The 24,920-nt window shown below is 72.4% G+C and carries 23 protein-coding genes; 8 read left to right on the forward strand and 15 right to left on the reverse strand.

Annotated elements, in window-relative coordinates; genetic code table 11:
* Nucleotides 1-82: 82 nt before the first annotated feature.
* Nucleotides 83-685 carry an isopentenyl-diphosphate Delta-isomerase gene (gene idi, locus OHA17_RS05635; protein WP_406504575.1) on the forward strand — a complete coding sequence of 201 codons (603 nt, stop codon included), beginning with the start codon at nt 83-85 and terminating at the stop codon, nt 683-685.
* Here idi and OHA17_RS05640 read toward each other — a convergent pair.
* Both OHA17_RS05640 and OHA17_RS05645 read right to left on the reverse strand, forming a co-directional pair.
* A complete protein-coding gene (locus tag OHA17_RS05640) occupies nt 660-1,160 on the reverse strand; it encodes an ATP-binding protein (protein WP_406504577.1) in 501 nt (166 codons plus the stop codon). The two genes, idi and OHA17_RS05640, sit on opposite strands and share 26 nt — an antisense overlap.
* Nucleotides 1,161-1,297: 137 nt before the next feature.
* Entirely contained in the window at nt 1,298-1,975 is a 678-nt protein-coding gene (locus tag OHA17_RS05645; RefSeq protein ID WP_406504579.1) for an HdeD family acid-resistance protein, read from the reverse strand.
* A 77-nt stretch (nt 1,976-2,052) separates the two neighbouring features.
* Here OHA17_RS05645 and OHA17_RS05650 point away from each other — a divergent pair, with 77 nt between their 5' ends.
* Nucleotides 2,053-2,820, forward strand: a complete 768-nt coding sequence (locus OHA17_RS05650; protein WP_406504581.1) for an enoyl-CoA hydratase/isomerase family protein — start codon at nt 2,053-2,055, stop codon at nt 2,818-2,820.
* Here OHA17_RS05650 and OHA17_RS05655 read toward each other — a convergent pair.
* The 3 genes from OHA17_RS05655 to OHA17_RS05665 are packed head-to-tail and all read right to left on the reverse strand — an operon-like array spanning nt 2,792 to nt 5,096.
* A complete protein-coding gene (locus OHA17_RS05655; protein ID WP_406504583.1) occupies nt 2,792-3,430 on the reverse strand; it encodes a DJ-1/PfpI family protein in 639 nt (212 codons plus the stop codon). The genes OHA17_RS05650 and OHA17_RS05655 overlap by 29 nt on opposite strands.
* 32 nt (nt 3,431-3,462) lie before the next feature.
* Nucleotides 3,463-4,110 carry a DJ-1/PfpI family protein gene (locus OHA17_RS05660; protein WP_406504585.1) on the reverse strand — a complete coding sequence of 216 codons (648 nt, stop codon included), beginning with the start codon at nt 4,108-4,110 and terminating at the stop codon, nt 3,463-3,465.
* Nucleotides 4,111-4,133: 23 nt separating this feature from the next.
* Nucleotides 4,134-5,096 carry a GlxA family transcriptional regulator gene (locus OHA17_RS05665; RefSeq protein WP_406504587.1) on the reverse strand — a complete coding sequence of 321 codons (963 nt, stop codon included), beginning with the start codon at nt 5,094-5,096 and terminating at the stop codon, nt 4,134-4,136.
* Between the two features lie 122 nt (nt 5,097-5,218).
* On the opposite strand from OHA17_RS05665, the gene OHA17_RS05670 reads away from it, so the two are divergent.
* Nucleotides 5,219-6,082, forward strand: a complete 864-nt coding sequence (locus OHA17_RS05670) for an SCO6745 family protein (RefSeq protein ID WP_406504589.1) — start codon at nt 5,219-5,221, stop codon at nt 6,080-6,082.
* A 66-nt stretch (nt 6,083-6,148) separates the two neighbouring features.
* Nucleotides 6,149-8,599, forward strand: a complete 2,451-nt coding sequence (locus OHA17_RS05675) for a Tex family protein (protein WP_406504591.1) — start codon at nt 6,149-6,151, stop codon at nt 8,597-8,599.
* 65 nt (nt 8,600-8,664) lie between these two features.
* Here OHA17_RS05675 and OHA17_RS05680 read toward each other — a convergent pair whose 3' ends face one another.
* From OHA17_RS05680 to OHA17_RS05705, 6 genes are all read right to left on the reverse strand, one after another.
* Entirely contained in the window at nt 8,665-9,369 is a 705-nt protein-coding gene (locus OHA17_RS05680; protein WP_406504593.1) for a glycosyltransferase, read from the reverse strand.
* Entirely contained in the window at nt 9,270-9,992 is a 723-nt protein-coding gene (locus tag OHA17_RS05685; protein ID WP_406504595.1) for a glycosyltransferase, read from the reverse strand. Before OHA17_RS05685 ends, OHA17_RS05680 begins: the two co-directional genes overlap by 100 nt.
* 100 nt (nt 9,993-10,092) lie before the next feature.
* Nucleotides 10,093-11,220: a non-hydrolyzing UDP-N-acetylglucosamine 2-epimerase gene (gene wecB / locus OHA17_RS05690; protein WP_406504597.1), complete on the reverse strand. Its 1,128-nt coding sequence runs from the start codon at nt 11,218-11,220 to the stop codon at nt 10,093-10,095.
* A gap of 236 nt (nt 11,221-11,456) precedes the next feature.
* On the reverse strand, nt 11,457-12,086 hold the full coding sequence (locus OHA17_RS05695; protein WP_406504599.1) for a response regulator transcription factor: 630 nt from the start codon (nt 12,084-12,086) through the stop codon (nt 11,457-11,459).
* Nucleotides 12,083-13,210, reverse strand: a complete 1,128-nt coding sequence (locus OHA17_RS05700) for an ATP-binding protein (RefSeq protein ID WP_406504601.1) — start codon at nt 13,208-13,210, stop codon at nt 12,083-12,085. Before OHA17_RS05700 ends, OHA17_RS05695 begins: the two co-directional genes overlap by 4 nt.
* A gap of 68 nt (nt 13,211-13,278) precedes the next feature.
* Entirely contained in the window at nt 13,279-14,925 is a 1,647-nt protein-coding gene (locus OHA17_RS05705; protein ID WP_406504603.1) for an ABC-F family ATP-binding cassette domain-containing protein, read from the reverse strand.
* Between the two features lie 208 nt (nt 14,926-15,133).
* Between OHA17_RS05705 and OHA17_RS05710 the strand changes: the two genes are divergently transcribed.
* Nucleotides 15,134-15,889, forward strand: a complete 756-nt coding sequence (locus OHA17_RS05710; protein WP_406504605.1) for a thioesterase II family protein — start codon at nt 15,134-15,136, stop codon at nt 15,887-15,889.
* 58 nt (nt 15,890-15,947) lie between these two features.
* The gene (locus OHA17_RS05715) at nt 15,948-16,871 is read left to right on the forward strand and encodes an FAD-dependent oxidoreductase (protein WP_406504607.1); all 924 of its coding nucleotides are present in this window, start codon (nt 15,948-15,950) and stop codon (nt 16,869-16,871) included.
* A 1-nt stretch (nt 16,872) separates the two neighbouring features.
* On the opposite strand, the gene OHA17_RS05720 is transcribed toward OHA17_RS05715, so the two are convergent.
* Both OHA17_RS05720 and OHA17_RS05725 read right to left on the reverse strand, forming a co-directional pair.
* Nucleotides 16,873-18,150, reverse strand: coding sequence for a M14 family metallocarboxypeptidase (locus OHA17_RS05720; protein ID WP_406504609.1), 1,278 nt, complete (start codon nt 18,148-18,150; stop codon nt 16,873-16,875).
* Nucleotides 18,147-20,132 carry a Xaa-Pro dipeptidyl-peptidase gene (locus OHA17_RS05725; protein WP_406504611.1) on the reverse strand — a complete coding sequence of 662 codons (1,986 nt, stop codon included), beginning with the start codon at nt 20,130-20,132 and terminating at the stop codon, nt 18,147-18,149. The genes OHA17_RS05720 and OHA17_RS05725 overlap by 4 nt, the downstream gene beginning before the upstream one ends.
* 213 nt (nt 20,133-20,345) lie before the next feature.
* On the opposite strand from OHA17_RS05725, the gene OHA17_RS05730 reads away from it, so the two are divergent.
* Both OHA17_RS05730 and OHA17_RS05735 read left to right on the forward strand, forming a co-directional pair.
* Complete coding sequence (locus OHA17_RS05730) at nt 20,346-21,869, forward strand: M1 family metallopeptidase (protein WP_406504613.1); 1,524 nt, start codon at nt 20,346-20,348, stop codon at nt 21,867-21,869.
* 300 nt (nt 21,870-22,169) lie between these two features.
* On the forward strand, nt 22,170-23,195 hold the full coding sequence (locus tag OHA17_RS05735) for a LacI family DNA-binding transcriptional regulator (protein ID WP_406510640.1): 1,026 nt from the start codon (nt 22,170-22,172) through the stop codon (nt 23,193-23,195).
* 15 nt (nt 23,196-23,210) lie between these two features.
* Here the strand turns inward: OHA17_RS05735 and OHA17_RS05740 are convergent, their stop codons facing one another.
* On the reverse strand, nt 23,211-24,080 hold the full coding sequence (locus tag OHA17_RS05740; protein WP_406504615.1) for an oxygenase MpaB family protein: 870 nt from the start codon (nt 24,078-24,080) through the stop codon (nt 23,211-23,213).
* Nucleotides 24,081-24,345: 265 nt separating this feature from the next.
* Nucleotides 24,346-24,819 (reverse strand): hypothetical protein, encoded by a 474-nt coding sequence (locus tag OHA17_RS05745; protein ID WP_406504617.1) that lies wholly within the window; start codon nt 24,817-24,819, stop codon nt 24,346-24,348.
* Nucleotides 24,820-24,920 lie beyond the last annotated feature (101 nt).

Genomic DNA, 24,920 nt, shown 5'->3' on the forward strand with positions numbered 1-24,920 from the left:
GACATGCGGATGCCGGTCAATGGCGGACACGCCGCTTTTGTACGGCAGACTGGGCAGCCGAGGACCGAAGCGAAGGATGGTTATGCCGAGCACACCAGCCACCACGGCGAACAACTCGTCGAACGGGACCGCGGGCGCCGCACCAGAGATCTTGCTCGAACTCGTCGACGAGAGCGGCAACACCATCGGAACCGCGGAGAAGCTCTCCGCGCACCAGGCGCCCGGGCAGCTGCACCGGGCGTTCTCCGTCTTCCTCTTCGACCCGGCGGGCCGGCTGCTGCTCCAGCGCCGTGCGCTCGGCAAATACCACTCCCCCGGCGTCTGGTCCAACACCTGCTGCGGCCACCCCTACCCCGGCGAGTCCCCGTTCGCGGCGGCCGCCCGGCGTACGTACGAGGAGCTGGGCATCTCGCCGACGCTGCTCGCCGAGGCGGGCACGGTGCGCTACAACCACCCGGATCCGGACTCGGGCCTGGTGGAGCAGGAGTACAACCACCTCTTCGTGGGCCTGGTGCAGTCCCCGCTGCGGCCGGACCCGGAGGAGGTCGGCGAGACGGCGTTCGTCACGCCCGAGGAACTCACCGAGCGGCACGCCCGCGCCACGTTCTCGGCGTGGTTCATGACGGTGCTCGACGCGGCGCGGCCCGCGGTCAAGGAGCTCACGGGGCCCGACGCGGGCTGGTGATCCCCGGCAGCGGGGCCAGCGGGAGTGCGGCCCAGACGATCTTTCCGCCGTTCGCGGTCTGCTCGACGTCGCACACCCCGCCGGCCTCCTCGGTGATCTCGCGCACCAGGAGCAGCCCCCGCCCGCCGGTCTGGCCGTGGTCGGTCTCCAGGGCCTTGGGCCGGTAGGGGTGGTTGTCCTCGACGGACACCCGGATCCACTCGGCGCCGATCGCCACCTCGACGGCGACCTGCGGCGAGAGCAGGGCCGCGTGTCTGACCGCGTTGGTGACCAGCTCCGAGACGATCAGGAGCAGGCCCTGGATCAGGTCCTCGTGGGCCGGTACGCCCTGCCGGCGCAGCAGGTCGCGCACCGCGTGCCGGGCCTGTGGCACGGAGACGTCGACGGCGGGCGCGGTGAACCGCCACACTCCCTCGTACGACTGCTGCCTGGCCGGAGCGGCGGGTTCGGGCGGGAGGCTCCCGCGGATCTCCATGTTGTCCGGCACCCACCCTCGCGGCTCGACAGCACACCCCTCTGCTGAAGAGTGTGTGGAGTGTGTTGGTCCGGACCGGCCGACTGAACAGAAGTCAGCACCTATCGCCGCTTTTTGATTCCCGATGCAAGAGAAGGTCATCCCTCCTTCGGGTTCTGCTCCCCCTCCGAGGGCTTTGCCACGGCTTGCGGGGATGTCGGAGACATCGGAGGTGTGCCGCTTCCGGCCTCCGCGGGGGTCACGGCGTCACTCACAAGAGTGACGATTCTGCGTCCGCTCAATCCGATGGCGATCAGCCCGAGGCCGTCGAACAGCAGGGCCAGCGAGAAGAAACAGCCGATGACGTAGCGGCTGTTGCTCGGCCAGTTCGCGAGCACCAGCACGCCCAGGAGCACCCCGAACGCGCCCTGCACCAGCGTCCAGCCGAACTGCGGCCCGCGCACCACCACACTGCCCACCAGGCGGAAGACCCCGCCGGTCAGGAACAGCAGCGCGGCGAACATGGTGAGCGCCTCGGCGCTGCCCTCGGGGCGGCGGATGATCACCACGCCCGCGGCGAGGTTCAGCGCGGCGACCACGACGCCGAGCCAGAAGAAGCTGGAGCCGCGCGACTGGATCGCGTGCGCGAGGCCCACGACGCCGCCGACGAGCAGCAGCCAGCCGAACAGCAGCATGGTGGTGAGGGTGGCGAACTCGGTGTAGCCGAGGCCCACCAGGCCGGCCACGACCAGGATCGCCCCGAGCAGGGCGAGCAGACCGAAGCTCCGGCTGAGTTTCCGTCCTTCGCGCCCGACGTTGTGCCTGGGTCCAGCCATCAGCGTCTCCTTACGGTCCGCGTGCGACGACCCCCCTTGCGATCATAGGTTTCGGGTGCCCGGATAGCATCCGGCACATGCAGCCGCAGCTGGAGCAGAGCCTCACCGAGGGCGTCGCCACCGTCGTCATCAGCAACCCCGCCAAGCGCAATGCGATGACGTCCGCGATGTGGCGGGCGCTGCCGCCGCTGCTCGCGGCCCTGGCCGCCGATCCGGAGGTGCGGGCGCTGGTGCTGACCGGCGCCGGGGACACGTTCTGCGCGGGCGCCGACATCTCGACGCTGCGCGAGCCCGGCGACGGTCCCAAGATGCTCGCGGTACGGGCCGAGGAGGCGCTGGCCGCCTTTCCCAAGCCGACGCTGGCCGCGGTGCGCGGTCACTGCGTGGGCGGCGGCAGCCAGCTCGCGGCCGCCTGCGATCTGCGGTTCGCCGAGGAGGGCGCGCTCTTCGGCGTCACGCCCGCGAAGCTCGGCATCGTCTACCCGGCGTCCTCCACCCGGCGCCTGGCCGCGCTGGTCGGGCCCTCGACCGCCAAGTACCTGTTGTTTTCAGGTGAGTTGATCGACAGCGAGCGGGCGCTGCGGACGGGGCTGGTGGACGAGGTGCTGCCGGCGGGCGGACTGGGCAAGCGGGTGGCCGAGTTCACCCGCGTCCTGGTCTCGCGCTCGCAGCTCACCCAGGCGGCGGCGAAGGAGTTCGCGGACGGCCGGATCGACCGGGACGCCCACTGGGCGGAGCAGGAGCGCGGCAGCGGCGACACCGCGGAGGGCGTCGCCGCGTTCCTGGAGCGCCGGGCTCCGCGCTTCACCTGGCACCTCAGCCCCGAGGGACGCCCTTCGTCCTGAAGTGCTCCACCAGGTCGGCGGGCGCCTTGTCGGGCGAGCCCGCGTCGTAGGGCGGCTGCGGGTCGTACTCGATGAGGAGCTGCACGGCCTGGGCGTGCCGGTCCCCGGCGATCATCCCGGCCAGGGTCAGGCCCATGTCGATGCCGGAGGAGACGCCGGCCGCGGTGACGTACTTGTGGTCGAAGACGACCCGCTCCCCGGTCGGTGTCACGCCGAACGTCGCGAGATGGTCGAGCGAGAGCCAGTGCGAGGTCGCGCGACGGCCCTTGAGGAGCCCGGTGGCGGCCAGCAGCAGCGAGCCCGTGCACACCGACGTCGTCCACGTCGAGGCGATGTCGGCGGTGCGCAGCCAGTCGACGAGCGGGCCGCCCTGAAGGTGCGGCTCGACGGCCTCGGGCGGGGCGCCCGGCACGATCACGATGTCCGGCCGGGTCACCTCCGCGAAGGACTTCTCGGCGACCAGGGTGAGGCTCCCCCGGTCGTTGCGTACGGGCCCGGCCTGCTCGGCGACGAACACCGTCTCGGCGCCGGGGAGCGGGCTGAGGGTCTCGTACGGGCCTATCGCGTCCAGGGCGGTGAAGCCGGGGTACAGGGCGACGGCTATCTGCATGGGCTGTCCTTCTGAGGAGGTTGCGGGTTCGGTCAGTTCTGGTCTGCGGGGCCGAAACGGCTCGCGGCGCGGAACTCCTCGACGAGATGGGCCGGGGCCTTGTCGGGCGAGCCCGCGTCGTAGGGCGGCTGCGGGTCGTACTCGGTGAGGAGCTGGACGGCCTGGGCCCGCTCGTCGCCGGCGATCCGGCCGAGCAGGGCGAGCCCCATGTCGATGCCGGAGGAGACGCCGGCGGCCGTGACGTACTTGCCGTCGAAGACGACCCGCTCCCCGGTGGGCCGCGCGCCGAACGTCGCGAGGTGGTCGAGGGCGAGCCAGTGCGAGGTCGCGCGCCGGCCGTTCAGCAGACCGGCCGCGGCCAGCAGCAGCGAGCCCGTGCACACCGATGTCGTCCAGGTGGACGTGGCATCGACGCCGCGCAGCCAGTCCAGGACGGCCGCGTTGTCCATCTGCCGGGTCTGTCCCGGGCCGCCCGGGACCACCACGACGTCCGGCCGCAGCACCTCGCCGAGCGTGCGGTCGGCGGCGAGGCCGAGGCTGCCCCGGTTGTCGTTGCGTACGAGCCCGGCCCGCTCGGCCACGAACACCGTCTCGGCGCCGGGCGTCCGGCCCAGGATCTCGTACGGTCCGACGGCGTCCAGGGCGGTGAACCGGTCGTAGAGCAGGATCGCGATCTGCATGTCTGCTGCCTTCTTACGGAGGGTTACGCGGGACTGGGCCGGAAGCGGCGGCGGTACTCCGCGGGGGCCGTGCCCAGCATCTTGACGAAGGCGCGCCGCATCGCCTCGGGGGTGCCGTAGCCGGCCGCGCGGGAGACCTCCTGGACGCCGTTCGGGGTCTCTTCGAGGAGGCGCCGGGCGTGTTCCAGACGGACGCGCTCGACGTAGCGGCCGGGCGTCGTGCCGGTCTCGGCGTGGAAGGCGCGGGCGAAGTGGCGCGGCGAGAGGCTGGCCCGCTGGGCGAGGGCCTCGACGGACAGGTCGCCGTCCGGGTGCTCGGTGATCCACTGCTGGAGTTCGCGCAGCGGCTCGCGCCGGGCCGTCTGCGCGGCGAGCTGGGCGCTGAACTGGGCCTGGTTGCCCGGCCGTCGCAGGAACACCACCATGGCGCGGGCGACGGCCAGGGCCACGTCCCTGCCGTGGTCCTCCTCCACCAGGGCCAGCGCCAGGTCGATGCCCGCGGTGACCCCGGCCGAGGTGGCGACGTTGCCGTCCCGCACGAAGATCGGATCCGGCTCGACGTGCACGGCCGGGTAGCGGTTCGTCATCCGGGTGCACAGGGCCCAGTGCGTGGTGGCCCGGCGCCCGTCGAGCAGCCCGGCCTCGGCGAGCAGCAGCGAGCCCGTGCACACGGAGACGAGCCGCCGGGCGTCCGGGCCGTGCGCCCGCAGCCAGTCGACCAGCCGGGGGTCGGGCGCGCCGGCGCCGTCACCGCCCGGGACGAGCAGGATGTCGGCAGGACCGGCGTCGGCGAGCGCGGAGTCGGCCATGAGGCGCAGCCCGCTGTGCGCGGCGACCGGGGCCCCGTCGAGCGAGGCGAAGCGCAGCCGGTAGGCGGCGCGGTCCCCGAGGACGCGGCCCGCCGCGGCGAACACCTCGGCCGGTCCGGTCACATCGAGGCTCTGGACGTCGTCGAAGAGGACCACCAGGACGGAGTGCTGCGTCATGCCCCCATCCTTGGGGCAGGCCGCGATGGCCGCAATGACGAGAACCCCACCTTTCCTGCCATCCCCGGCTGAGACCGACCCACCCCTTCACGGCGTACCGACCAGTCGGTAACGTGCTGGGTATGAGTTCTCTCCCGCCGCGCGCCGGACGCCACTGCCACAACCCCCTCAACTCGCTGCACGCCACGGTCTACTTCTCGCCGGACTTCACCAAGGAGCTCGCCGGACTCGGTGTCGAGGACCCCGGCGCCGCCTACTTCGCGGGGCGTGCGGCCGCGATGGGAGCCGTGGGCCCCGGTGTCGTGGCGGCCACGTTCTACAACTTCCGGCACGACCTGATCGCCCGGCACCTGCCTGCGGTGTGGCGCACCGCCTCCCCCGAGGCCGTGCTCGCCGCACGCCTGAGGGCCGTCGACAGCACGCTGCGCCGGCTGCTCGGCGAGGAGGCCATCGCCTCGGACGAGATGGCCGAGGCCGCCCGGCTCGCGCTGCGCGCCGCCGAGGGCTGCACCCGGCACGCCCGGCCCCTGTACGCCGCGCACGCCGACCTGCCCGTGCCCGAGCAGCCGCACCTGGCCTACTGGCACGCGACGACGCTGCTGCGCGAGCACCGCGGCGACGGGCACCTCACCGCGCTGCTCGACCTGTCCCTCGACCCGCTGGAGGCGCTGGTCAGCCACACCGCGACCGGCAAGGGCATGGCGCGCAAGTGGGTCATGGCCACGCGCGGCTGGGAGCAGTCGGACTGGGACGCGGCGGCCGGGCGGCTCCGCGAGCGCGGACTGCTCGACGGGGAGGGCGAGTTGACCGAGGCGGGCGTGGCACTGCGCGCCGAGCTTGAGGACCGTACCGACCGCCTCGACCTCGCCCCCTACGAACTCCTCGGCGCGCAGGGCGTGGCCCGGCTCACCGAACTCGCCAAGGGCTTCCTGGTGGCGGCGGCCCTGGCGGGCGGCTTCCCGGCCGACCTCGTCGGCAAGGGCTGATCGTCGATTGTCGGTGCCGCCTGCCACAATGGCGCCTCAGGCTCAGCGAGAAGGCGGTACGGCAACGTGACGACGTCCATCGAAGGCAGGATCGCCGAGGAACTCGGCGTACGGGAGCGGCAGGTGAAGGCCGCCGTCGAGCTGCTCGACGGCGGGTCCACCGTCCCGTTCATCGCGCGCTACCGCAAGGAAGCGACCGAGATGCTGGACGACGCCCAGCTGCGCACCCTGGAGGAGCGGCTGCGCTATCTGCGGGAGCTGGAGGAGCGGCGCACGGCGGTCCTGGAGTCCGTACGGGAACAGGGCAAGCTCACCGAGGCCCTTGAGGCGCAGATCCGGGCCGCCGACACCAAGGCCCGCCTGGAGGACATCTACCTGCCGTTCAAGCCGAAGCGGCGCACCAAGGCGCAGATCGCGCGCGAGGCGGGCCTGGAGCCGCTCGCGGACGGCCTGCTCGGCGACCCTTCGGTGGACCCGCTCGCCGCGGCCGCCGCGTTCGTCGACGCGGACAAGGGCGTCGCCGATCCGGCGGCCGCCCTGGAGGGCGCCCGCGCCATCCTCGCCGAGCGCTTCTCCGAGGACGCCGACCTGATCGGCGAGCTGCGCGAGCGCATGTGGACCAAGGGCCGGCTCGCGGCGAAGGTACGGGCCGGCAAGGAGGAGGCGGGCGCCAAGTTCGCCGACTACTTCGACTTCACCGAGCCGTTCACCGCGCTGCCCTCGCACCGGGTGCTCGCGATGCTGCGCGGCGAGAAGGAGGACGTCCTCGACCTCGTCCTGGAGCCCGAGGAGCCGTCCGCCGAGCCGGGCCCCTCGACGTACGAGAACATGGTGGCGCGCCGCTTCGGTGTCGCCGACCGGGGCCGCCCCGGCGACAAGTGGCTCGGTGACACGGTCCGTTGGGCCTGGCGCACCCGCATCCTCGTCCACCTCGGCATCGACCTGCGGCTGCGGCTGCGCACGGCCGCCGAGGACGAGGCGGTCCGCGTCTTCGCCTCCAACCTGCGCGACCTGCTGCTCGCCGCCCCGGCCGGCACCCGGGCCACACTCGGCCTCGACCCCGGTTTCCGTACCGGCGTGAAGGTGGCCGTCATCGACGCGACCGGCAAGGTCGTCGCGACGGACGTGATCCACCCGCACGTCCCCGCGAACAAGTGGGACCAGGCACTGGCGAAGCTCGCCGGGCTCTGCGCGGAGCACGCGGTCGAGCTGATCGCCATCGGCAACGGCACGGCGTCCCGCGAGACCGACAAGCTCGCCGGTGAACTCATCGCCAAGCACCCGGAGTTGAACCTCGCCAAGGTGATGGTGTCGGAGGCGGGCGCCTCGGTGTACTCGGCTTCGGCGTTCGCCTCGCAGGAGTTCCCCGACATGGACGTGTCGCTGCGCGGCGCGGTCTCCATCGCCCGGCGCCTGCAGGACCCGCTCGCCGAGCTGGTGAAGATCGACCCGAAGTCCATCGGGGTGGGCCAGTACCAGCACGACCTGTCCGAGGTGAAGCTGTCGCGCTCGCTCGACGCGGTGGTCGAGGACTGTGTGAACGGCGTGGGTGTCGACGTCAACACCGCCTCCGCTCCGCTGCTTTCGCGGGTCTCGGGCATCGGCTCGGGCCTCGCCGAGAACATCGTGGCGCACCGCGACGCCAACGGCCCGTTCCGCTCGCGCCGCGCGCTGAAGGACGTGGCGCGGCTCGGCCCTAAGGCGTACGAGCAGTGCGCGGGCTTCCTGCGGATCCGGGACGCCGAGGACCCGCTGGACGCGTCCAGCGTGCACCCCGAGGCGTACCCGGTGGTGCGGCGGATGGTGAAGACGGCGGGCAGCGAGGTCGCCTCCCTCATCGGCAACACGGGGGTGCTGCGCTCGCTGCGGCCCGACGACTTCGTGGACGAGACCTTCGGTCTGCCCACGGTCACCGACATCCTGCGCGAGCTGGAGAAGCCGGGCCGCGACCCCCGCCCGGCCTTCAAGACGGCCACCTTCAAGGAGGGCGTCGAGAAGATCGGCGACCTGGAGCCCGGGATGCTCCTTGAGGGTGTGGTCACGAACGTGGCGGCGTTCGGCGCGTTCATCGACATCGGCGTGCACCAGGACGGGCTCGCGCATGTCTCGGCGCTGTCGAAGACGTTCGTGAAGGACCCGCGTGACGTGGTGAAGCCGGGCGACATCGTCCGGGTGAAGGTCCTGGACGTCGATGTGCCGCGCAAGCGGATCTCGCTGACCCTGCGGCTCGACGACGACGCGTCGGCGCCGGGCGGCGCGCCCAAGCGAGAGCGGGGCGGTCAGGGCCAGGGCCAGGGCAACCGGCCTCCGCAGCAGCGCCAGGGCGAGGGCCAGCAGCGCCGTGGCAACGGTGGCGGCGAGGCCCGCGGCGGGAATCGGCAGGGCGGCGCCCGTGGTGGCGACCGCCAGGGCGGCGGCCAGGGCCGCGGCTCGGCGCCGGCCCCGTCGAACAGCGCGATGGCGGACGCCCTGCGCAAGGCGGGCCTGCTGGACCCGAAGGGCCGCGGCGGACGCTGAGGGATCGGCGAGGGGCGGCCGTACGGGCATCAACTGCCGTACGCCCGCCCCTTGTTGACGGCGTGTCAGCCCTCCAGGGCGACCGGTCCCGCCGTGACCGGCTCGGCGTTGCGGCGGGTCTTGGCCCAGCCGGTGCGGCCGCGCAGGCTGCGCACGAAGCCGCGCGCCGAGACCACGAACAGGTGGTAGGCGTACAGCCACAGCGCAAACCCCCACAGCACGGCGGTGATCCGCGAGACGTCCGGCGCGTGGTCGCGGCGGTAGACCGGGCCCCACAGGACGAACGGGCCGATGGAGAACGCCGCGAGGATCAGCGTGAGCGGCCACATCGCGAGCGAGCCGAGTCCGCCGAGCACCAGCATCGCGGCGCACAGCACGAGCGTGAGCAGATGCGCGACGGGCTGGAAGAACGTGTACAGCGTCTCCAGAACGCCCGCGCCGGTGTACTGGCGCGAGGAGAGGATCCGGCCCGCGTAACGCACGCACTGCAGGTTGCCCTGGGCCCAGCGGGTGCGCTGGGTGAGCAGCCGGCGGGCGTGCGGGAGGCCCTCCTGGGAGACCCAGGCGTCGGCGATGTGCGTGACGCGGTACCCGGCGAGGATCATCTGGAGGCCCAGCTCGTAGTCCTCCAGGAGCGCGCCGCGCTGCCAGGGGCGGCGCTCTGCGGCGGCTATCCGGTCGAGCGCGGAGAGCCGGGTGAACTGGCCGTTGCCGCCGAGTCCGACCGAACCGGTGCGGCCCCGCAGCAGTTGCATGCCCGCGTTGGACACGGCGAACTCCATGTCCGGACGCGCACGAGGAGCCGCGCGAAGGCGTTGGCCGTCCGGCCCCGGTCGGGCAGCGGGCGCTCGTCGTCTACATTGCGCATCCGCACGCCGACCTGGACCCCGCCGACCTCCGGGTCGGCGAACGCGGCCGGTCCCGAGACGAGTTCGAGGGCGCGCGGGTCGAGCCGCCCGTCGGCGTCGACCACGCACACGACGGTCCGCTCCCGGTCCGCCCCGGCGGGCAGGAAGTCCCCGAGCTGCTCGTAGGCGGCGTTCAGGGCGTCTCCCTTGCCGGTACGCGCGTCGGGCCGCACCCGGCGCACCAGGTGGACGCGCCGGTCGTCCTCCGCGAGCGCGGCGACGATGACCCCGGTCCGGTCGTCACTGTCGTCGTCGATCACCCAGACGTGCGCCGAGGGAAAGTCCCTGCGCAACTGCGCGACGGTGGCGCCGACGACGGCCTCCTCGTCCCGGCAGGGCACGAAGAAGTGCCAGTCGAGCACACCGGGATCGCCCGCTTCGGTACGCGCCCGGCGCAGGTAGGCGTGACGGGCCCCGGCCCAGTAGAGCAGGAAGCACCCGAGGAGGAAGAAGGGAAAGAAGAAGAGGAAGAGGCTGTTGGGCATGGGGTGTGGTCCTTGGAGATCGTGTACCGGGGAGCGGGCGCGGCTTCATGGGTGTCGCGGGCGGGCTTCAGCTACCGCGCACGCGAAGGGACCGCACCCGTCAGGCCACCGCCGCGTAGGACCCCCGCGCCGCGAGCCCCACCAGCAACGCGACGACCCGCCGCGAAGCCAGCCCGTCCCCGAAGGGACTCGGGAGCGAGGCGAGCCGCGCCCGGCCTGCCTCGCCCGAAGCCAGCCGTCGCCGCGCCGCCTCCCCCAACTGCCGCCCGGGGCCGACCAGTTCGGCGAAGTCGGGCATCGCCTCGGGCCGCTCCGTGGAGTTGCGTACGACGACCAGGGGACGGCCGAGCACCGTGACCTCCTCCTGGACTCCCCCGGAGTCGGACACCAGGAGCGCCGCGTGCTGGGCCAGCGCGAGGAAGGTGCGGTACCCCAGTGGCGGGGTCACCAGGAGGGGGTCGAGAAGCTCCCCGAGACCGGCCGCCTCGACGCGGGCCCGGGTGCGGGGATGCAGCGGCAGGACCACCGGCAGCTCGGCGGCGAGCGAGGCGAGCTCGGCGAGGACGGCCCGCAGCGAGGCCGGGTCGTCGGTGTTCTCGGGCCGGTGCACGGTGGCGAGGACGTACCCGTCACTCACCAGGCCGAGTCGCCCCAGTTCGGCGAACCGCTGGGCGCTGGTGGGGAGTTGACCGCGCACCGCCTCGACGACGGTGTTGCCGGTGACCTCGATGCGGCCCGCCGGGATGCCCTCGGCCAGCAGGTTGTCCCGGTTCTCTGGAGTCGCCGCGCACAGCACGTCCGCGATCCGGTCGATCAGCACCCGGTTGTGCTCCTCGGGCATGTTCCGGTCGTGGCTGCGCAGCCCCGCCTCGACGTGGACGAGCGGGATGGCGCGCGCGTTGGCGTCGAGGGCGCCGGACAGGGCCGCGTTGGTGTCGCCCTGGACGACGACCGCGCGCGGCGGCTCGGCGCAGAACACCGCGTCGAGCTGGGCAAGGGCCGCGGAGATCTGGACCGCGCGGGGCCGGCCGCCGATGCCGGTGAGGTAGGTCGGCTCGGGGATGCCGAGGTCGGTGAGGAAGCGGCCGGAAAGCTCCTCGTCGTAGTGCTGCCCGGTGTGCACGACGTGCGCGGCGGGCCCGAGGAGACGGATCAGCTCGGTCAGCTTCACCAGCTCGGGGCGGGTGCCGAGGACGACGGCGATGCTGCGGGGCGGCAGGGCGGACACGGGAACTCCAGGAACGGACCGGCGGGACGTGCTGAGGCTGCCCGGCGGCCGTTGCGCACCCGGATGGCGTTCGGTTGCCCGACGGTTGCGAAGGCGACAATCGGGCATTCCCGGGTCTTTCGTCCCCCGCGCGGCCGGGACCTTCGCCCCGTACCGGCATCGGAGCCGGAGCTCAGGCGTCCTGATCTCCCCGGTACCGGTAGCCGAGCCCCCGCACCGCCTCAAGGGGGTCGGACTCAAGGCTGCCCGCCGCCTGCTGGAGCTTGCGGCGTACGCGCAGGACCGCGAACTTCACCCGCTCGCGGCCGATGCCCTGGGGGGTCGTCCCAGACCTGGTCGAGCAGCTGGTCGGTGCTGACGACGCGGCCCCGGTTGCGGACCAGGACCTGGAGCAGCCGGTACTCGATGTCGCTGAGCCGCACCTCCTCGCCGCGCCAGAGGGCCGAGCGCCGTTCGGGCACGAGGCGCAGGGCCTCGTCGTGGAGGGCGCCGGCCCAGCGGGTGGGCGAGGCGCGGCGCAGCAGCGCCTCGACGCGGGCGAGCAGTTCCTCGTTGCCGAACGGCTTGGGGAGATAGTCGTCGGCCCCGGCGCGCAGACCCCGTACCCGGTCGGTCTCGGCGCCGCGGGCGGTGAGCAGCAGCACGGGCAGGTCGGTCATGTCGCGGGTGCGCTCCAGGACCTGCCAGCCGTCGAGTTCCGGCAGGCCGACGTCCAGGACCATGAGGTCGGGGCTGTCCGCGAAGAGCCGGCGCAGCCCTTCGCGGCCGTCCGCGGCGGGCACGACCTCGTACCCGGCCCGGGTGAACAGGATGCGCAGGGCCATCACGACGTCGGGATCGTCCTCGACGACCAGGATCCGCGTCACCGCCCGGTCCCTTCGGCAGTCGGTCCCGCGACGGGCAGCCGGATGCCGAACACCGCTCCCCCGCTCTCGGCGGCCGAGACGGTGAGCTCGCCGCCGTGCCGGCGCACGATCTCGCGGCTGATGGTGAGGCCGAGGCCGGTGCCGGGGAAGCCGCCGGTCTCGGCGTTGGGGGCCCGTACGAAGCCGGAGAAGATCTCTTCGCGGTACTGCTCGGGCACGCCGATCCCGGTGTCGGCGACGTCGATGTGCCACTGGTCGCCGTGCGGTGCGGCGTCGATGTCGATGCGTCCGCCGGGCGGGGTGAACTTGGCGGCGTTCTCCAGGAGGTTGGCGAGCACGTGCTCCAGGCGGTGCTCGTCGCCGTGGAGCGGCGGGCCCTCGGCGCAGCGCAGCGCCACGAACACCCCGGCCCGCGAGGTGGTGGACATCCGGTCGAGGACCGCGTGCTGGAGCATCCGCGCGACGTCCACCCGGTCGAACTCCAGCTTCAGCTGCGGGCTGCGCAGCCGGGCCGTGTTCATGAGCGTGGCCATGACACCTTCCATCCGTGCGGCGTTGCGCCGGATCGCGGCCAGGAGGGCCTGCTGGTCGGCGTCGAGCGGGCCGGACGCGGGCTCGGCGAGGAGCTCGCAGAAGCTGAGGATGGAGGTGAGCGGGGTGCGCAGGCTGTGCGAGGCGAGGGCGAGGAACTCGTTGCGCTGCCCGGCGAGCTCGGCGAGCGCCGCGTTGTCGCGCTCCAGGGCGTGCTCGCGGCGCTTGTCCTCGGTGATGTCCTCGGCGGTCCACAGCGAGCCGAAGGGCACGCCGTCCGCGTCGTACAGCGGCTCCACGTCGCGCCGGATCACGCGGCCGTCGGTGAGCGGGATCTCGGCCGCCCGGTGGATGTGCCGGGCGGCGATGGCGTGGGTGGTGTCGACGACCCAGGCGGGACGTTCGGCGAAGGTGTCGCACACGGCGTCGACGACGGGGCCGAGCGGCGCGCCCGGGGTGGTCTCGACGCGGCCTTCGAGGGCGAACATGTCGGTGAAACGCCGGTTGACGGCGATCACGATGTCGTCGCCGCCTTGGACGATGGCCGCCCTGGGCAGCGCTTCCAGGACGGCCTGCAGTCGGTCGCGGTGCACCCGACCACCGTACGCTCGGGCCACCGCGAATCGCAGTCGCGAAGGGACACGTCCGCGCGGCCCGGCGGTCAGGGGTGTCGGTGTTCTCTGACCTTCCCGTCCGCGACTTCCAGGCGGCGGGTGGTGTGCACGGCGTCGAGCATCCGGCGGTCGTGGGTGACCAGGAGCAGGGTGCCGGTGTACGAGTCGAGCGCGGACTCCAGCTGCTCGATGGCGGGCAGGTCGAGGTGGTTGGTCGGCTCGTCCAGGACGAGGAGGTTGACGCCACGGCCCTGGAGCAGCGCGAGGGCCGCGCGGGTGCGCTCGCCCGGCGAGAGCGAACCGGCGGGCCGCAGCACGTGGTGTGCCTTCAGCCCGAACTTGGCGAGCAGGGTGCGCACCTCGGCCGGTTCCGTGTCGGGGACCGCCGCACAGAACGCGTCGAGCAGCGACTCCTCGCCCAGGAACAGGCCGCGCGCCTGGTCGACCTCGCCCACGACGACGCCGGAGCCGAGCGCTCCCTGGCCCGCGTCGAGCGGCAGCCTGCCGAGGAGGGCCGCGAGCAGGGTCGACTTGCCGGAGCCGTTGGCGCCGGTGATCGCGACGCGGTCGGCCCAGTCGATCTGGAGCGATACGGGACCGAAGGTGAAGCCCTCGCGGTGCACCTCGGCGCCGTTCAGCGTCGCGACGACCGCGCCCGAGCGGGGCGCGGCGGCGATCTCCATGCGCAGATCCCACTCCTTGCGGGGCTCGTCCACCACGTCGAGGCGTTCGATCATGCGCTGGGTCTGGCGGGCCTTGGCGGCCTGCTTCTCGCTGGACTCGCTGCGGAACTTCTTCCCGAGCTTGTCGCTGTCGGTGGCCTTGCGGCGGGCGTTCTTGACGCCCTTGTCCATCCAGGAGCGCTGCATCTGGGCACGGCCTTCGAGGGCGGAGCGCTTGTCGGCGTACTCCTCGAAGTCCTCGCGGGCGTGCCGGCGGACGGTGGCGCGCTCTTCGAGGTAGGCCTCGTAGCCGCCGCCGTACAGGTTGATCTGCTGCTGGGCGAGGTCGAGTTCGAGCACCTTGGTGACGGTGCGGGCGAGGAACTCGCGGTCGTGGCTGACGACGACGGTGCCGGCCCGCAGTCCCTTCACGAACGCTTCGAGGCGCTCCAGGCCGTCCAGGTCGAGGTCGTTGGTCGGCTCGTCGAGCAGGAAGACGTCGTAGCGGGACAGGAGCAGCGAGGCGAGTCCGGCGCGGGCGGCCTGGCCGCCGGAGAGCGCGGTCATGGGCTGGTCGAGGCCGGTGGTCAGGCCGAGGGAGGCTGCGACCTCCTCGGCCCGCTCGTCGAGGTCGGCGCCGCCGAGCGCGAGCCAGCGCTCCAGGCTGTCGGCGTACGCGTCGTCGGCGCCGGGGGCTCCGTCGACCAGGGCCTGGGTCGCGGCGTCCATCGTTTCCTGGGCGGCGGCGACTCCGGTGCGCCGGGCGAGGAAGGCGCGGATCGTCTCGCCGGGGCGCCGGTCGGGCTCCTGCGGAAGGTGGCCGACGCTCGCGCCCGGCGGGGACAGGCGCAGCTCGCCCTGTTCGGGGGTGTCGAGCCCGGCGAGCAGGCGGAGCAGGGAGGACTTGCCCGCGCCGTTGGGTCCGACGAGGCCGATGACGTCGCCGGGGGCGACCACCAGGTCGAGCCCGGCGAACAGGGTGCGGTCGCCGTGGCCGGCGGCGAGGTCCTTGGCGACGAGAGTTGCAGTCATGAGGTGACCGATCTTAAGCCGTCCGCCGGCCCGGTCCTGAGCCGTCCCCCGATCCCGGCCTGCGGCCCCGGGCGAGCGCGCGCGCCGAGCCCCCCCCTCCTGATCACGGCCGCGATGGCCGAAACCCGGGCGGATGTTTCGGGTGCGGTGCGAGACTCGTCGCGCTGCGGCATTTCACCGGCCCGTTCCCCCTGGAGGTTTGCGCACCATGAGCACTGCCGTGTCGCCCCGTTGGCTCATCGCCGGGTCGCCGCGCCCCGGCGCCCCCAAGCTCTACTGTTTCGCGCACGGCGGGGGTTCGGCCACGGAGTACCTCCGCTGGGGCCGCGACATGCCGGGCGCCGAGCTCCAGGCCGTGCAGTTGCCGGGCCGCGGCTCGCGGTACGGGGAGCCGGGGTTCGCCTCGATGGAGGCGCTGGTGGCCGCGTTCCTCGACGAGGTCCAGCTCAGCCCGGCGCCGTTCGCCTTCTTCGGGCACAGCCTGGGTTCCCTCATCGCGTACGAGATCACGCGCGCCCTGCGCGACGCGGGCCGGCCGCTGCCCGCCCGGCTGGTCCTGTCCGGCTACGCGGCGCCGCACCTGCGCCACGTGCGCGTCGACGACCCGCTGCACCACCTGCCCGACGACGAGCTCATCGAGCGGATCGCGAAGATCCACGGCGGCATCCCGCAGGAGGTCCTGGACTCGGCGGAGCTGCGCGGACTGATCGTGGGCGGGCTGCGGGACGACTACCGCGTTCTGGAGACGTACACCTGGCGGGAATCGGAGCCGCTGCCCGTGCCGATCACGATGTTCGGCGGCAGCGCCGACCACCCGCGCGAGCAGCTCGAAGCCTGGCAGCAGCACACCACCGCAGAAGTGACGGTGCGTCAATTCCCGGGCGGCCACTTCTACTTGCGCGAGGAGCCCGCGCCCGTGCTGCGGGCGCTGGAGGCGGCGCTGCGGGACGTCGGGGTGCGCTGACCCTCGCACCCCCGCCGCTCACCTGCCCCCGAGCGCACGGGTGGGTTACCGTCCCGGCATGAGCAGCGACGTGATCGTGGTGGGCGGCGGGGTCATCGGCTTGACGACGGCGATCGTCCTGGCGGAGTCGGGCCGCCAGGTCCGGGTCTGGTGCCGGGAGCGGGCGCGGGATTCGACGTCGGCCGTGGCCGGCGGGCTGTGGTGGCCGTACCGCATCGAGCCCGAGGAACGCGTCGGCGACTGGGCACTCGCCTCGCTGCGGGTGTACGAGGAGCTGGCCCTCAAGGCGGAGGAGACCGGGGTTCGGCTGGCCGAGGGGCTGCACGCCGGGGCGCGGCTCGACGGCCTCGGGCCGTGGGCGGCCCAGGTGCCCGGGCTCCGTGAGGGCCCGGAGGGACTGCGGGCCAGGCTCCCGCTGATCGACATGCCGACACATCTGGACTGGCTGGAACGGCGCCTCATCGAAGCGGGCGGAGCGGTGGAGGTCCGGGACGTCGAGCGCCTTCCGGACGCGCCGCTCGTGGTCAACTGCACGGGACTCGGCGCGCGCCACCTGGTGCCGGACCCCCAAGTGCGGCCCGTGCGGGGCCAGTTGGTGGTGGTCGAGAATCCGGGGATCCGCGAGTGGTACACCGCGGTGGAGGACGCCGGCGAGGAGTCGACGTACTTCATGCCCCAGCCGTACGGGCTGCTGCTCGGCGGCACCGCGCAGGAGGACGACGGGAACCTGACGCCCGACCCAGCGACGGCCGGACGCATCATCGCGGGCTGTGCGCGGATCCACCCCGAGATCGCGGACGCGCGAGTGCTCGGCCATCGCGTGGGATTGCGTCCGGTACGCGACGCGGGCGTGCGGGTCGAGCGCCAACTCACCTCCAATGGACGGGTGTTGGTGCACAACTACGGGCACGGCGGGGCCGGGGTGACGGTCGCCTGGGGCTGCGCGCAGGAGGCCGCGGCACTGGCCACGGCCCCCTCCTGATTCAGCAGCGTTCGACGGGCTCGGCGGCCGTCAGGTGGTACTGGGCGCGGCCGTCGAGCAGCAGGGGCACCAGGTCGCGCAGCGACTGGCGCAGCGGGGCGACGGCCCCCTCGTCGGCGGTGCGCTTCACCTGCACGCCGTGCAGCGCGAGTTGCTCCTTGACCTGTGCGTACTGGGCGGGGCTCAGGCGGTAGCCGCACGGCGGGTCACGGAGGATTTCCGCCGGGGTCGGCGGCGTGTTGTCGGCGCCGCCCAGATAGACAGGCCCCTGGTCGCGGTATCCGGCGGCGCGCGCCGCACCCGTGGCCGCCTCGATGCGCCCTCGACGATCCGCCAAGAAGTCGAACAGGCCGCCCAAGCCGGTCAGTTGGGAGTCGACGCGGCGCCGGTTGTTGACGGCCGGGTCGGCCTTCTCCGCATCGGTCATCGGATCCACCCGGCTCTCGATGAGCAGCGCGACGGCGTGCTTGATGCCCGCCGTGTTGCGCAGGATCCGCTCCTGGCCGTCCCCGGCGACCTGTTTGACGGGGTCGCCGGTGACCGGATCGGTCCAGATGCCGTAGGTGCCCGTGCGGTAGCCCGCGCCCTGCGTGGCATCGCGGACGTAGTCGCCGGACAGCGTCCGCGCCTCCTCGTGCACCATCGGAAAGGTGTTGAGGTTGCGCGGCCAGAGGTCGAACAGGTCCTTGTCGTAGTACCCGGGAGTCGCGCCGTACTCGTGCAAGTCGTAGACGACATCGGGGTGTTCGTCGCGCAGCACCGAGGCGGTGGCCCGCGCTTCGGCCGTCTTCAGCGCGATGTGGTCGCGGTTGATGTCGACGCCGTCGGAGTTCTCGCGGGTGTCGGCGGCCCGGCCGTCCGGGTTGGCGGTCGGGATGACCAGGACGGTGGTGCGCTCCAGGAAGCGGAGCGTGGCCCGGTCCTCGGTCAGGGCGAGGTCGCGGAGCGTGCTGAGGCAGGCCTCGCGGCCTGACGGTTCGTTACCGTGCTGGCTGCACACGAGGAGTACGGTGCTGGACGTGTGCCGGCCGCCGATGCGCACCTCCTGCAGCGGGCGCCCCTGGCGGGTGGTGCCGATCCGGCGCACCGAGGTCCGCTCGCTGAGCCGGTCGACGGCGGCGAGGAAGTCCTGCTCCTCCGGCTGGCCGGTCCAGCGCGCCCCGCCACTGGCCTCGAAGCCGGTGCGGGGCTCGGTGGACCGGGCCGTGGCGGGCGCGGTGGCCAGGGGGACGGCGAGCACGGCCGCCGTCACCCCGAGCGCCACCAGACGCGCCTTCATCGGGGGACGTCCCCGGGGAGCCGCTGCGTCATCCGCGGCACCGGAACACCCTTCGGCGCCGCCGAAGGCCCGCCTATCTGCCCATGCGTACCGGACGTGGCCCGGACGAACGCCCCGGCGCCACCGACGAACGGCACCGTGGCGCCTGTTCGCGCGAGGTCCACGGTGAGCGTCGGCTTGCTCGTCGGAGGCTCGATGAGGCCATTGTCGGTGCCCGCGACGATCAGCGCGAGTCGGTGCCCGGCCGGTACGACGTGGTCGGTGGCGGCCAGGTCGAGCGTGATCGTGTACGGCTTGCCCGGGGTGAGCGGGACGCCCTTGCCGGCGGAGGCGTAGTGGCCGAGGTCGGCCCAGCCGCGGCTGAAGACGGTGTAGCCCACATCGGTCTTGTCCGCCGAGGTCGTCAGGTAGCAGGAGCTGTCACCGGCCGTGCTCGCGCCCCAGCAGGTGCGGTCGGTGCCGGTGAGGATGCCTTCGCCGGAGCCGGCGTAGTTGCGGATGGTGTCGGGCCCGAGGTCGACGAGGACCGCCGAGAGGTGGGCGCTGCTCGTGGTGGGCGTCGCGGTGACGGTCACCTTGGACGAGCCGGACACCCGCAGGTCCTTGGTCAGCGGCTGGGTGACGAAACCCGCCTTGTCGGGTGTGGACTTGTCGATCGACGCGGCCCAACTGGTCTCGTCCAGAGCTGGGTTGTCGGTGAAGGTCGAGGTCGTCCCGGCCGGAGCGGCCTTCGGCGAGAGCCCGCCGACGCCCGGAGCCGGGCCGCTCACCGGGTGCACCACGGTCGCCGCGGTGCCGGCCGGCGGCCACGACTTGTCGGTGCTCCACTGGTCGGGGTGGCGCTCGATGTCGGCCATCGGCTGCCGCTCGATGCCGTTGTCGTAGCCCAGGAGGTAGTGGTCGAACCACTGGTGGAGGGTGTCCACCCACTCGGCGCGCCGGTAGTCGAACGGGTCGACGTGGCCCGTCTGCGACAGCCAGATCTTCCGCTCCACCCCGTTCTTGGCGAGCCCGTCCCACCACTGGCCGAAGTTCTTCGTCCGCACGTTGAGGTCCTGCATGCCGTGCACGACGAACACGCTGGCCTTCACGTTGTCCGCGTGGCTCGCGTAGTCCCGGTCGGTCCAGAGCTTCGTCCAGTCCCCGTTGCGCGGGGATCCGTCGACGAGCTTCTGCTGCGCCGCGGCGCAGCGGGCCTGCGCGTCCGGGCTGTCGACGTAGCCGGCGAGGTCGGCCGGGCCCCCGTCGTAGAGCGCCGCGCCCTTGGCGAAGTAGTAGTCGTACCAGGACGAGATCGAGCTGATCGGCACGATCGTCCTGAGGCCCTCGACACCGGTGGCGGCGACCCCGTTGGCTATGGTGCCGTCCCAGCTCTTGCCGATCATGCCGGTGCGGCCGTTGGTCCAGCCGGCGGTGGCGCGCTGGGTGCCCGTACGCGTCGTGTAGGCGCGGGCCCGGCCGTTCAGCCAGTCGACGACGGCCTTCGCGGACAGGACGTCGGAGGGGCCGCCGACGTCGACACAGCCGTCCGAGCGATTGGTTCCGGCCAGGTCCACGCCGACGAAGGCGTAGCCGCGCGGCACGAAGTAGTTGTCGTAGTACAGCGGCATCTGGACGACGTTGCCGTTGGCGTCGTACGTCTTGAGCTGGCTCTCGTTGCCGCGGCCGCAGCACGAGTAGTACGGGCTGGCGTCCATGATGACCGGCACCTTGCGGCCCTGCTGCGCGGGTTCGCGCGGCCGGACGATGTCGACCGCGACCCGGTCGTTCTTCGCGTCCCCGTCGCCGTCCAGGCCGGTGTCGACCCAGACGGCCTCGCGTATCGCGTTCTGGTACGAGTAGACCGGTTGGCTCTCCCCGGCACGGGCCGCCTGCGCGCCCGCCGGGGCGAGGAGCACCGCCGCGAGGGCGGCCACGGCCGCGAGGACGAGCGATCTGAGGGATCTTGACCTGTGGCGGGTGCCCCGCGCGCGTATCGGCATGGGGCGGAAGGTACTCCGGTCAACTCCCGCGCAAAAGAGGGCAGTCGCGGCACGTAAGCGAACGAAGCCGCACAAGTCAACATGTCGGCCGAATGGCGATCGTGTGACAGCAGGAGCCATGGACATGACCGGGACGGCAGGGGCTGAATAGGGTCCGAGGAGATCGTTCACCATCGTTCACCCCACGACGACACTGACGACTTGGAGCTTTTCGTGCACCGCAAAATCATCGCCCCGAGCGTGCTCGCCGCCTCCCTGCTGCTGGTGATCCCGGCATCGGCCGCGGACTTCACTCCGGGCGCCCCGGGCATCGGCGACCCCTACTACCCGGCCAGCGGCAACGGCGGCTACGACGTCTCGCACTACGACCTGAAGCTCAGGTACCAGCCCGCCACCGACCTCCTTGAGGGCACGGCCACGCTGCTCGCCACCACCCAGCAGGACCTCTCCCGTTTCAACCTGGACTTCGGTCTCGCCGTCAGCGAAGTGCGGGTCAACGGCGCCAAGGCCACGTTCGCCACGTCGGGCAGCCACGAGCTGGAGATCACTCCGGCCACGCCGCTGCCGAAGGGCAGGTCCATCACCGTGGTCGTGAAGTACGCGGGCAAGCCCTCCGAGCTGAAGGTCGACGGCTGGACGGCCTGGCAGCGCACCCCGGACGGCGGCGTGGCGGCCCAGGAGCCGGACTCGGCCGTGTGGTGGTTCCCGTCCAACGACCACCCGCTGGACAAGGCCACGTACGACGTGTCGGTCAAGGTGCCCGACGGCACCCAGGCGATCAGCAACGGCGTTCTGCAGTCGCAGAGTTCGAAGCTGGGCTGGACGACGTACAACTGGCGCTCCAACAAGCCGCAGGCCTCCTACCTGACGACGCTCGCGGTGGGCAAGTTCGACATCACCACCGACAAGACCGCGAGCGGGCTGCCGGTCCTCAACGCCTACAGCAAGGACCTCGGCGACAACGGCGACGCCGCGCGCGCCAGCATCGAGCGCTCGAAGGACGTCACGGAGTGGCTGGAAAGCGTCTTCGGCACATACCCCTTCAACGCGGTCGGCGGCTACGTCCCGAACGTGCCGAGCCACTTCGCCCTCGAAACGCAGACACGGCCGTTCTACAGCCCGGCGCAGTTCGCCAACGGCGCCAACGTGTCCGTGGTCGTTCATGAGTTGGCGCACCAGTGGTACGGCGACGACGTCTCCGTCAAGGGCTGGAAGGACATCTGGAACAACGAGGGCTTCGCGTCCTACGCCCAGTGGCTCTGGTCGGAGAAGGAGGGCGACGGCACCGCGCAGCAGCTGGCGGACTGGGTGTACTCGCAGCACCCGGCCGACGACCCGTTCTGGAAGGTCAAGCCGGGCGACCCGGGCTCGGACAACCAGTTCGACGCCGCCGTCTACGACCGCGGTGCCGTCGCCATCCAGGCCTTGCGCAACACGGTCGGCGACGCGTCCTTCTTCAAGATCCTCAAGGGCTGGCCGGCCGAGCACGCCTACGGCAACGCGGCGGTCGGCGACTTCGTGAAGTACGCCGAGAAGATCTCGGGCAAGCCGCTGGCCGAGCTCTTCGACACCTGGCTCTTCCAGCCGGCGAAGCCATCCAACTCGGCTGCGGCGAAGGCCAAGTTCGGTCCGCGAGCGGGGGTCGCCGCGTCCCCGTCGGCCAAGACGGTCAAGCCGGTCGAGCCCAAGTCGTGGAAGCAGATCGCAGCATCGCACCAGGTGCCCGACCAGCACTGAGCTGACCAGGATGGCCGGGGTGGCCGAGGCCTGCGGATTCCTTGCGCCCGCCGCCCCGGCTTTCGGCGCGCTCTGAGCCCTGAGCGCCCTGAGAGCGTTTTCAGGGAGTTGAGGCGGGACGGGGGCTCGGAGCCGCCGTCGGATTGAGAGCGCTCTCACAGAGCACTGCCGGGACGGGAGGCTTCCGGTCGTGAGGAGCTGAGAGCGCTCTCTCCACGGAGCTCCGGACACCCGATACGCTGCCCGGCAACGCAGTTCCGCCGAGGGATCGCCGACGATCCGCCGATGGGAGAACCCGCCTTGACCGAGCAGTACTTCGGGACGCGCCCCACGCTCGAAGCCGTCGCGGCGCACGCCGGTGTGTCCCGGGCGACGGCTTCCCGGGTGATCAACGGCGGTGCGGGGGTGCGGCCCCCCTTGGTCGACAAGGTGCGGCAGGCCGTCGAGGAGCTGGGGTACATCCCCAATCAGGCGGCCCGTTCGCTCGTCACCCGCCGCACCGGCGCGGTCGCCGTGATCGTGGCCGAGCCGGAGACCCGGTTCTTCTCCGATCCCTTCTTCTCCCAGCAGATCCGCGGCATCAGCAAGGAACTCGCCGCCCACGACACCCAGTTGGTGCTGCTCCTGGTCGAAGGCCCGGACGACTACGGGCGCATCTCCCGCTATCTGACGGGTGGTCATGTCGACGGGGCGCTCGCCTTCTCGCTGCACGACGAGGATCCGCTGCCCGCGATCACGCGCGGGGCCGGGATGCTGACGGTCTTCGGCGGGCGGCCCGGCTTCCCGACCGCCGTTCCGTACGTCGATGCCGACAACCGGGGTGGCGCGCGTGAGGCCGTGCGCCATCTGCTGTCCATCGGGCGCGAGCGCATCGCCCACATCGCCGGCCCGCTGGATCAGACCGCCTCGACGGACCGCCTCGACGGGTACCGCGACGTACTCCCGGAAGCCAGTCCGGCGCTGGTGGCGCAGGGCGCGTTCACGGCCGAGAGCGGGGCCCGTGCGATGGCCGAACTGCTCGCGCGCCGCCCGGACTTGGACGCCGTGTTCGCCGCCAACGACCTGATGGCGTCGGGCGCGCTGAGGGTGCTTCGGGAGCGGGGCCGACGCGTGCCGGAGGATGTCGCGCTGGTCGGGTTCGACGACATGGCCTCGGTCGCGGAGGCCACCGATCCGCCGCTGACGACCGTGCGCCAGGAGGTCGAGGAGATGGGCCGGCTCATGGCGCGGCTGCTGCTGCGCGGCCTCGACCAGGGCGGCACCGAGGTGTCCCCGCCCGCCTCCGTGATCACTCCGACGGTGTTGGTGCGACGCGCCTCCGCGTGAGGCGGGGGCGGCGCTTCAGGTTCGGGAGCGCGCCGAGCGCCTGAACTCCGCACGCGCCCGGCGGGCGAGCGGCAGATAGCGCAGCCGCTCGGGCAGCACCGGCACGACCGCGCGCACCACCCGGCCGAAGCGGCGCAGCTTCCGCTCCTGCTCGTCCGTCCAGTCGAGGCCTATCGCCTCGCGCGCGTCCGGCGGCATGAAGCCGATGGTGACGAACCGGCGGAAGCGCGCGAGCGGCGGCAACAGCACCGGCCAGAGCGCTCTCAGGAGGAGGCGCCGGAGCAGCGGGCCACGGTCGGGCGCCGGGACCGGGCGGTCGGTGGCGACGAGCTCCTCGACGACGACGTTGGTACGTATCTCGTCGGCGAGGACCTTGCGGTAGTAGGGCCAGAACTCCTCGATGGTCGCCGGCATGTCCCGGTCGTCGATCCCCAGTATTCGGCCCACCTGGAGCCACTCCGCGTACAGCTTGCGGTGCTGGGCGTCGGTGAAGGGGCGCCCGATGTACTGCTGGGCGTGCGCGTAGACGGGGTATCCGGTGGCGTGCACCCACGCGTAGTAGGCGGGGGTGAGCGCGTGGTAGCGGCGGCCGGTGGCGTCCGTGCCCTGGATCGTCTTGTGGAGTTCCCGGAGCCGGCGCCCCTCCTCGGCGGCCTGCTCGCCTCCGTACACCCAGAGCTGAAGCGAGCGCAGTGAGCGCTCTCCGCGGCCCCACGGGTCGGTACGGAACACCGAGTGCTCGTCCACGCCCGCCCCGACCGCGGGGTGCGCCACCTGCATGGTGAGCGCGGCGGGCAGGGTGAGGAGCATCCTGACGTCCCCGGCCAGGCTCCACAGCACGCCGCCGGGCGGAGGCGGCACGGGCGCGGCGTCGCGGCGACTCATGGCTCTGGTCTCCCTGGGGCTGACGGGTCCCTGGCGCACTGCCGTGTTTGTAGGGATTCCAGTATGCAATCCCCCAGGTCACAGCGGCACGCGGGGTCCCCGCAGGGAGCAGCTCTGCCGAAGCCACGGCGGGACGCAAGGCCCTCCAGCAGCCCCACCCCGCCGTCCCCAGGATGCTCAAGAGCACCACGCCGCGGGCCTCCGGCGCGCACCCCACCCGCGCCCCCGGTGAAGCCCGTTCACCAGGGGCGCTCGGCGGACGGACTCAGCGGCCGGCCGGAGTCGACAGCGGCTCGCCGAGGATGCGGCCGGCGAGTTCGGCGGCCAACTCCTCGACGTACGGGCGCAGTTCACCCTCGGCTGCCGCTCGGGCGGCGGCTATCTTCGCGGTGCCGGCGGTGAGGATCTCGTCGCGCTCACGGTTGCCCTCGGCGCGGGCGGCGGCTATCGCCGCGGCGCCCTCCTCCTTGGCCTGCTGCCTGATGCGGGCCGCCTCGTGCCGCGCCCCGGCGAGCTCGGCCTCGTACTGGGACCGCACCTCGGCGGCCTCCGCGAGCACGGCTTCGGCCTCGCGTGAGCGGCCCGTCGTGAGCGCCTCGCGCTGTTCCAGCGTCCCCTTGATGCGGGGCAGCAGCACGCCCGCCATCATCCAGAAGCAGAGCAGGAAGAGGACAAGACCGATCAGGAGATCGGGGACCGTGGGATTGAGGGGGCCCACATTCATGGGGAGAAGCTTCACGCCTTGGCACCTTCTCTCGCGCACACGCCCGTGGCTGGTGTTGTCCGAGCGTTCGTACTCCTGATCGTACGACAGGGGTAAGACAGTGGGCGCACGGAGGT

The organism is Streptomyces sp. NBC_00212 (assembly GCF_045206365.1).
Taxonomy (GTDB): domain Bacteria; phylum Actinomycetota; class Actinomycetes; order Streptomycetales; family Streptomycetaceae; genus Streptomyces.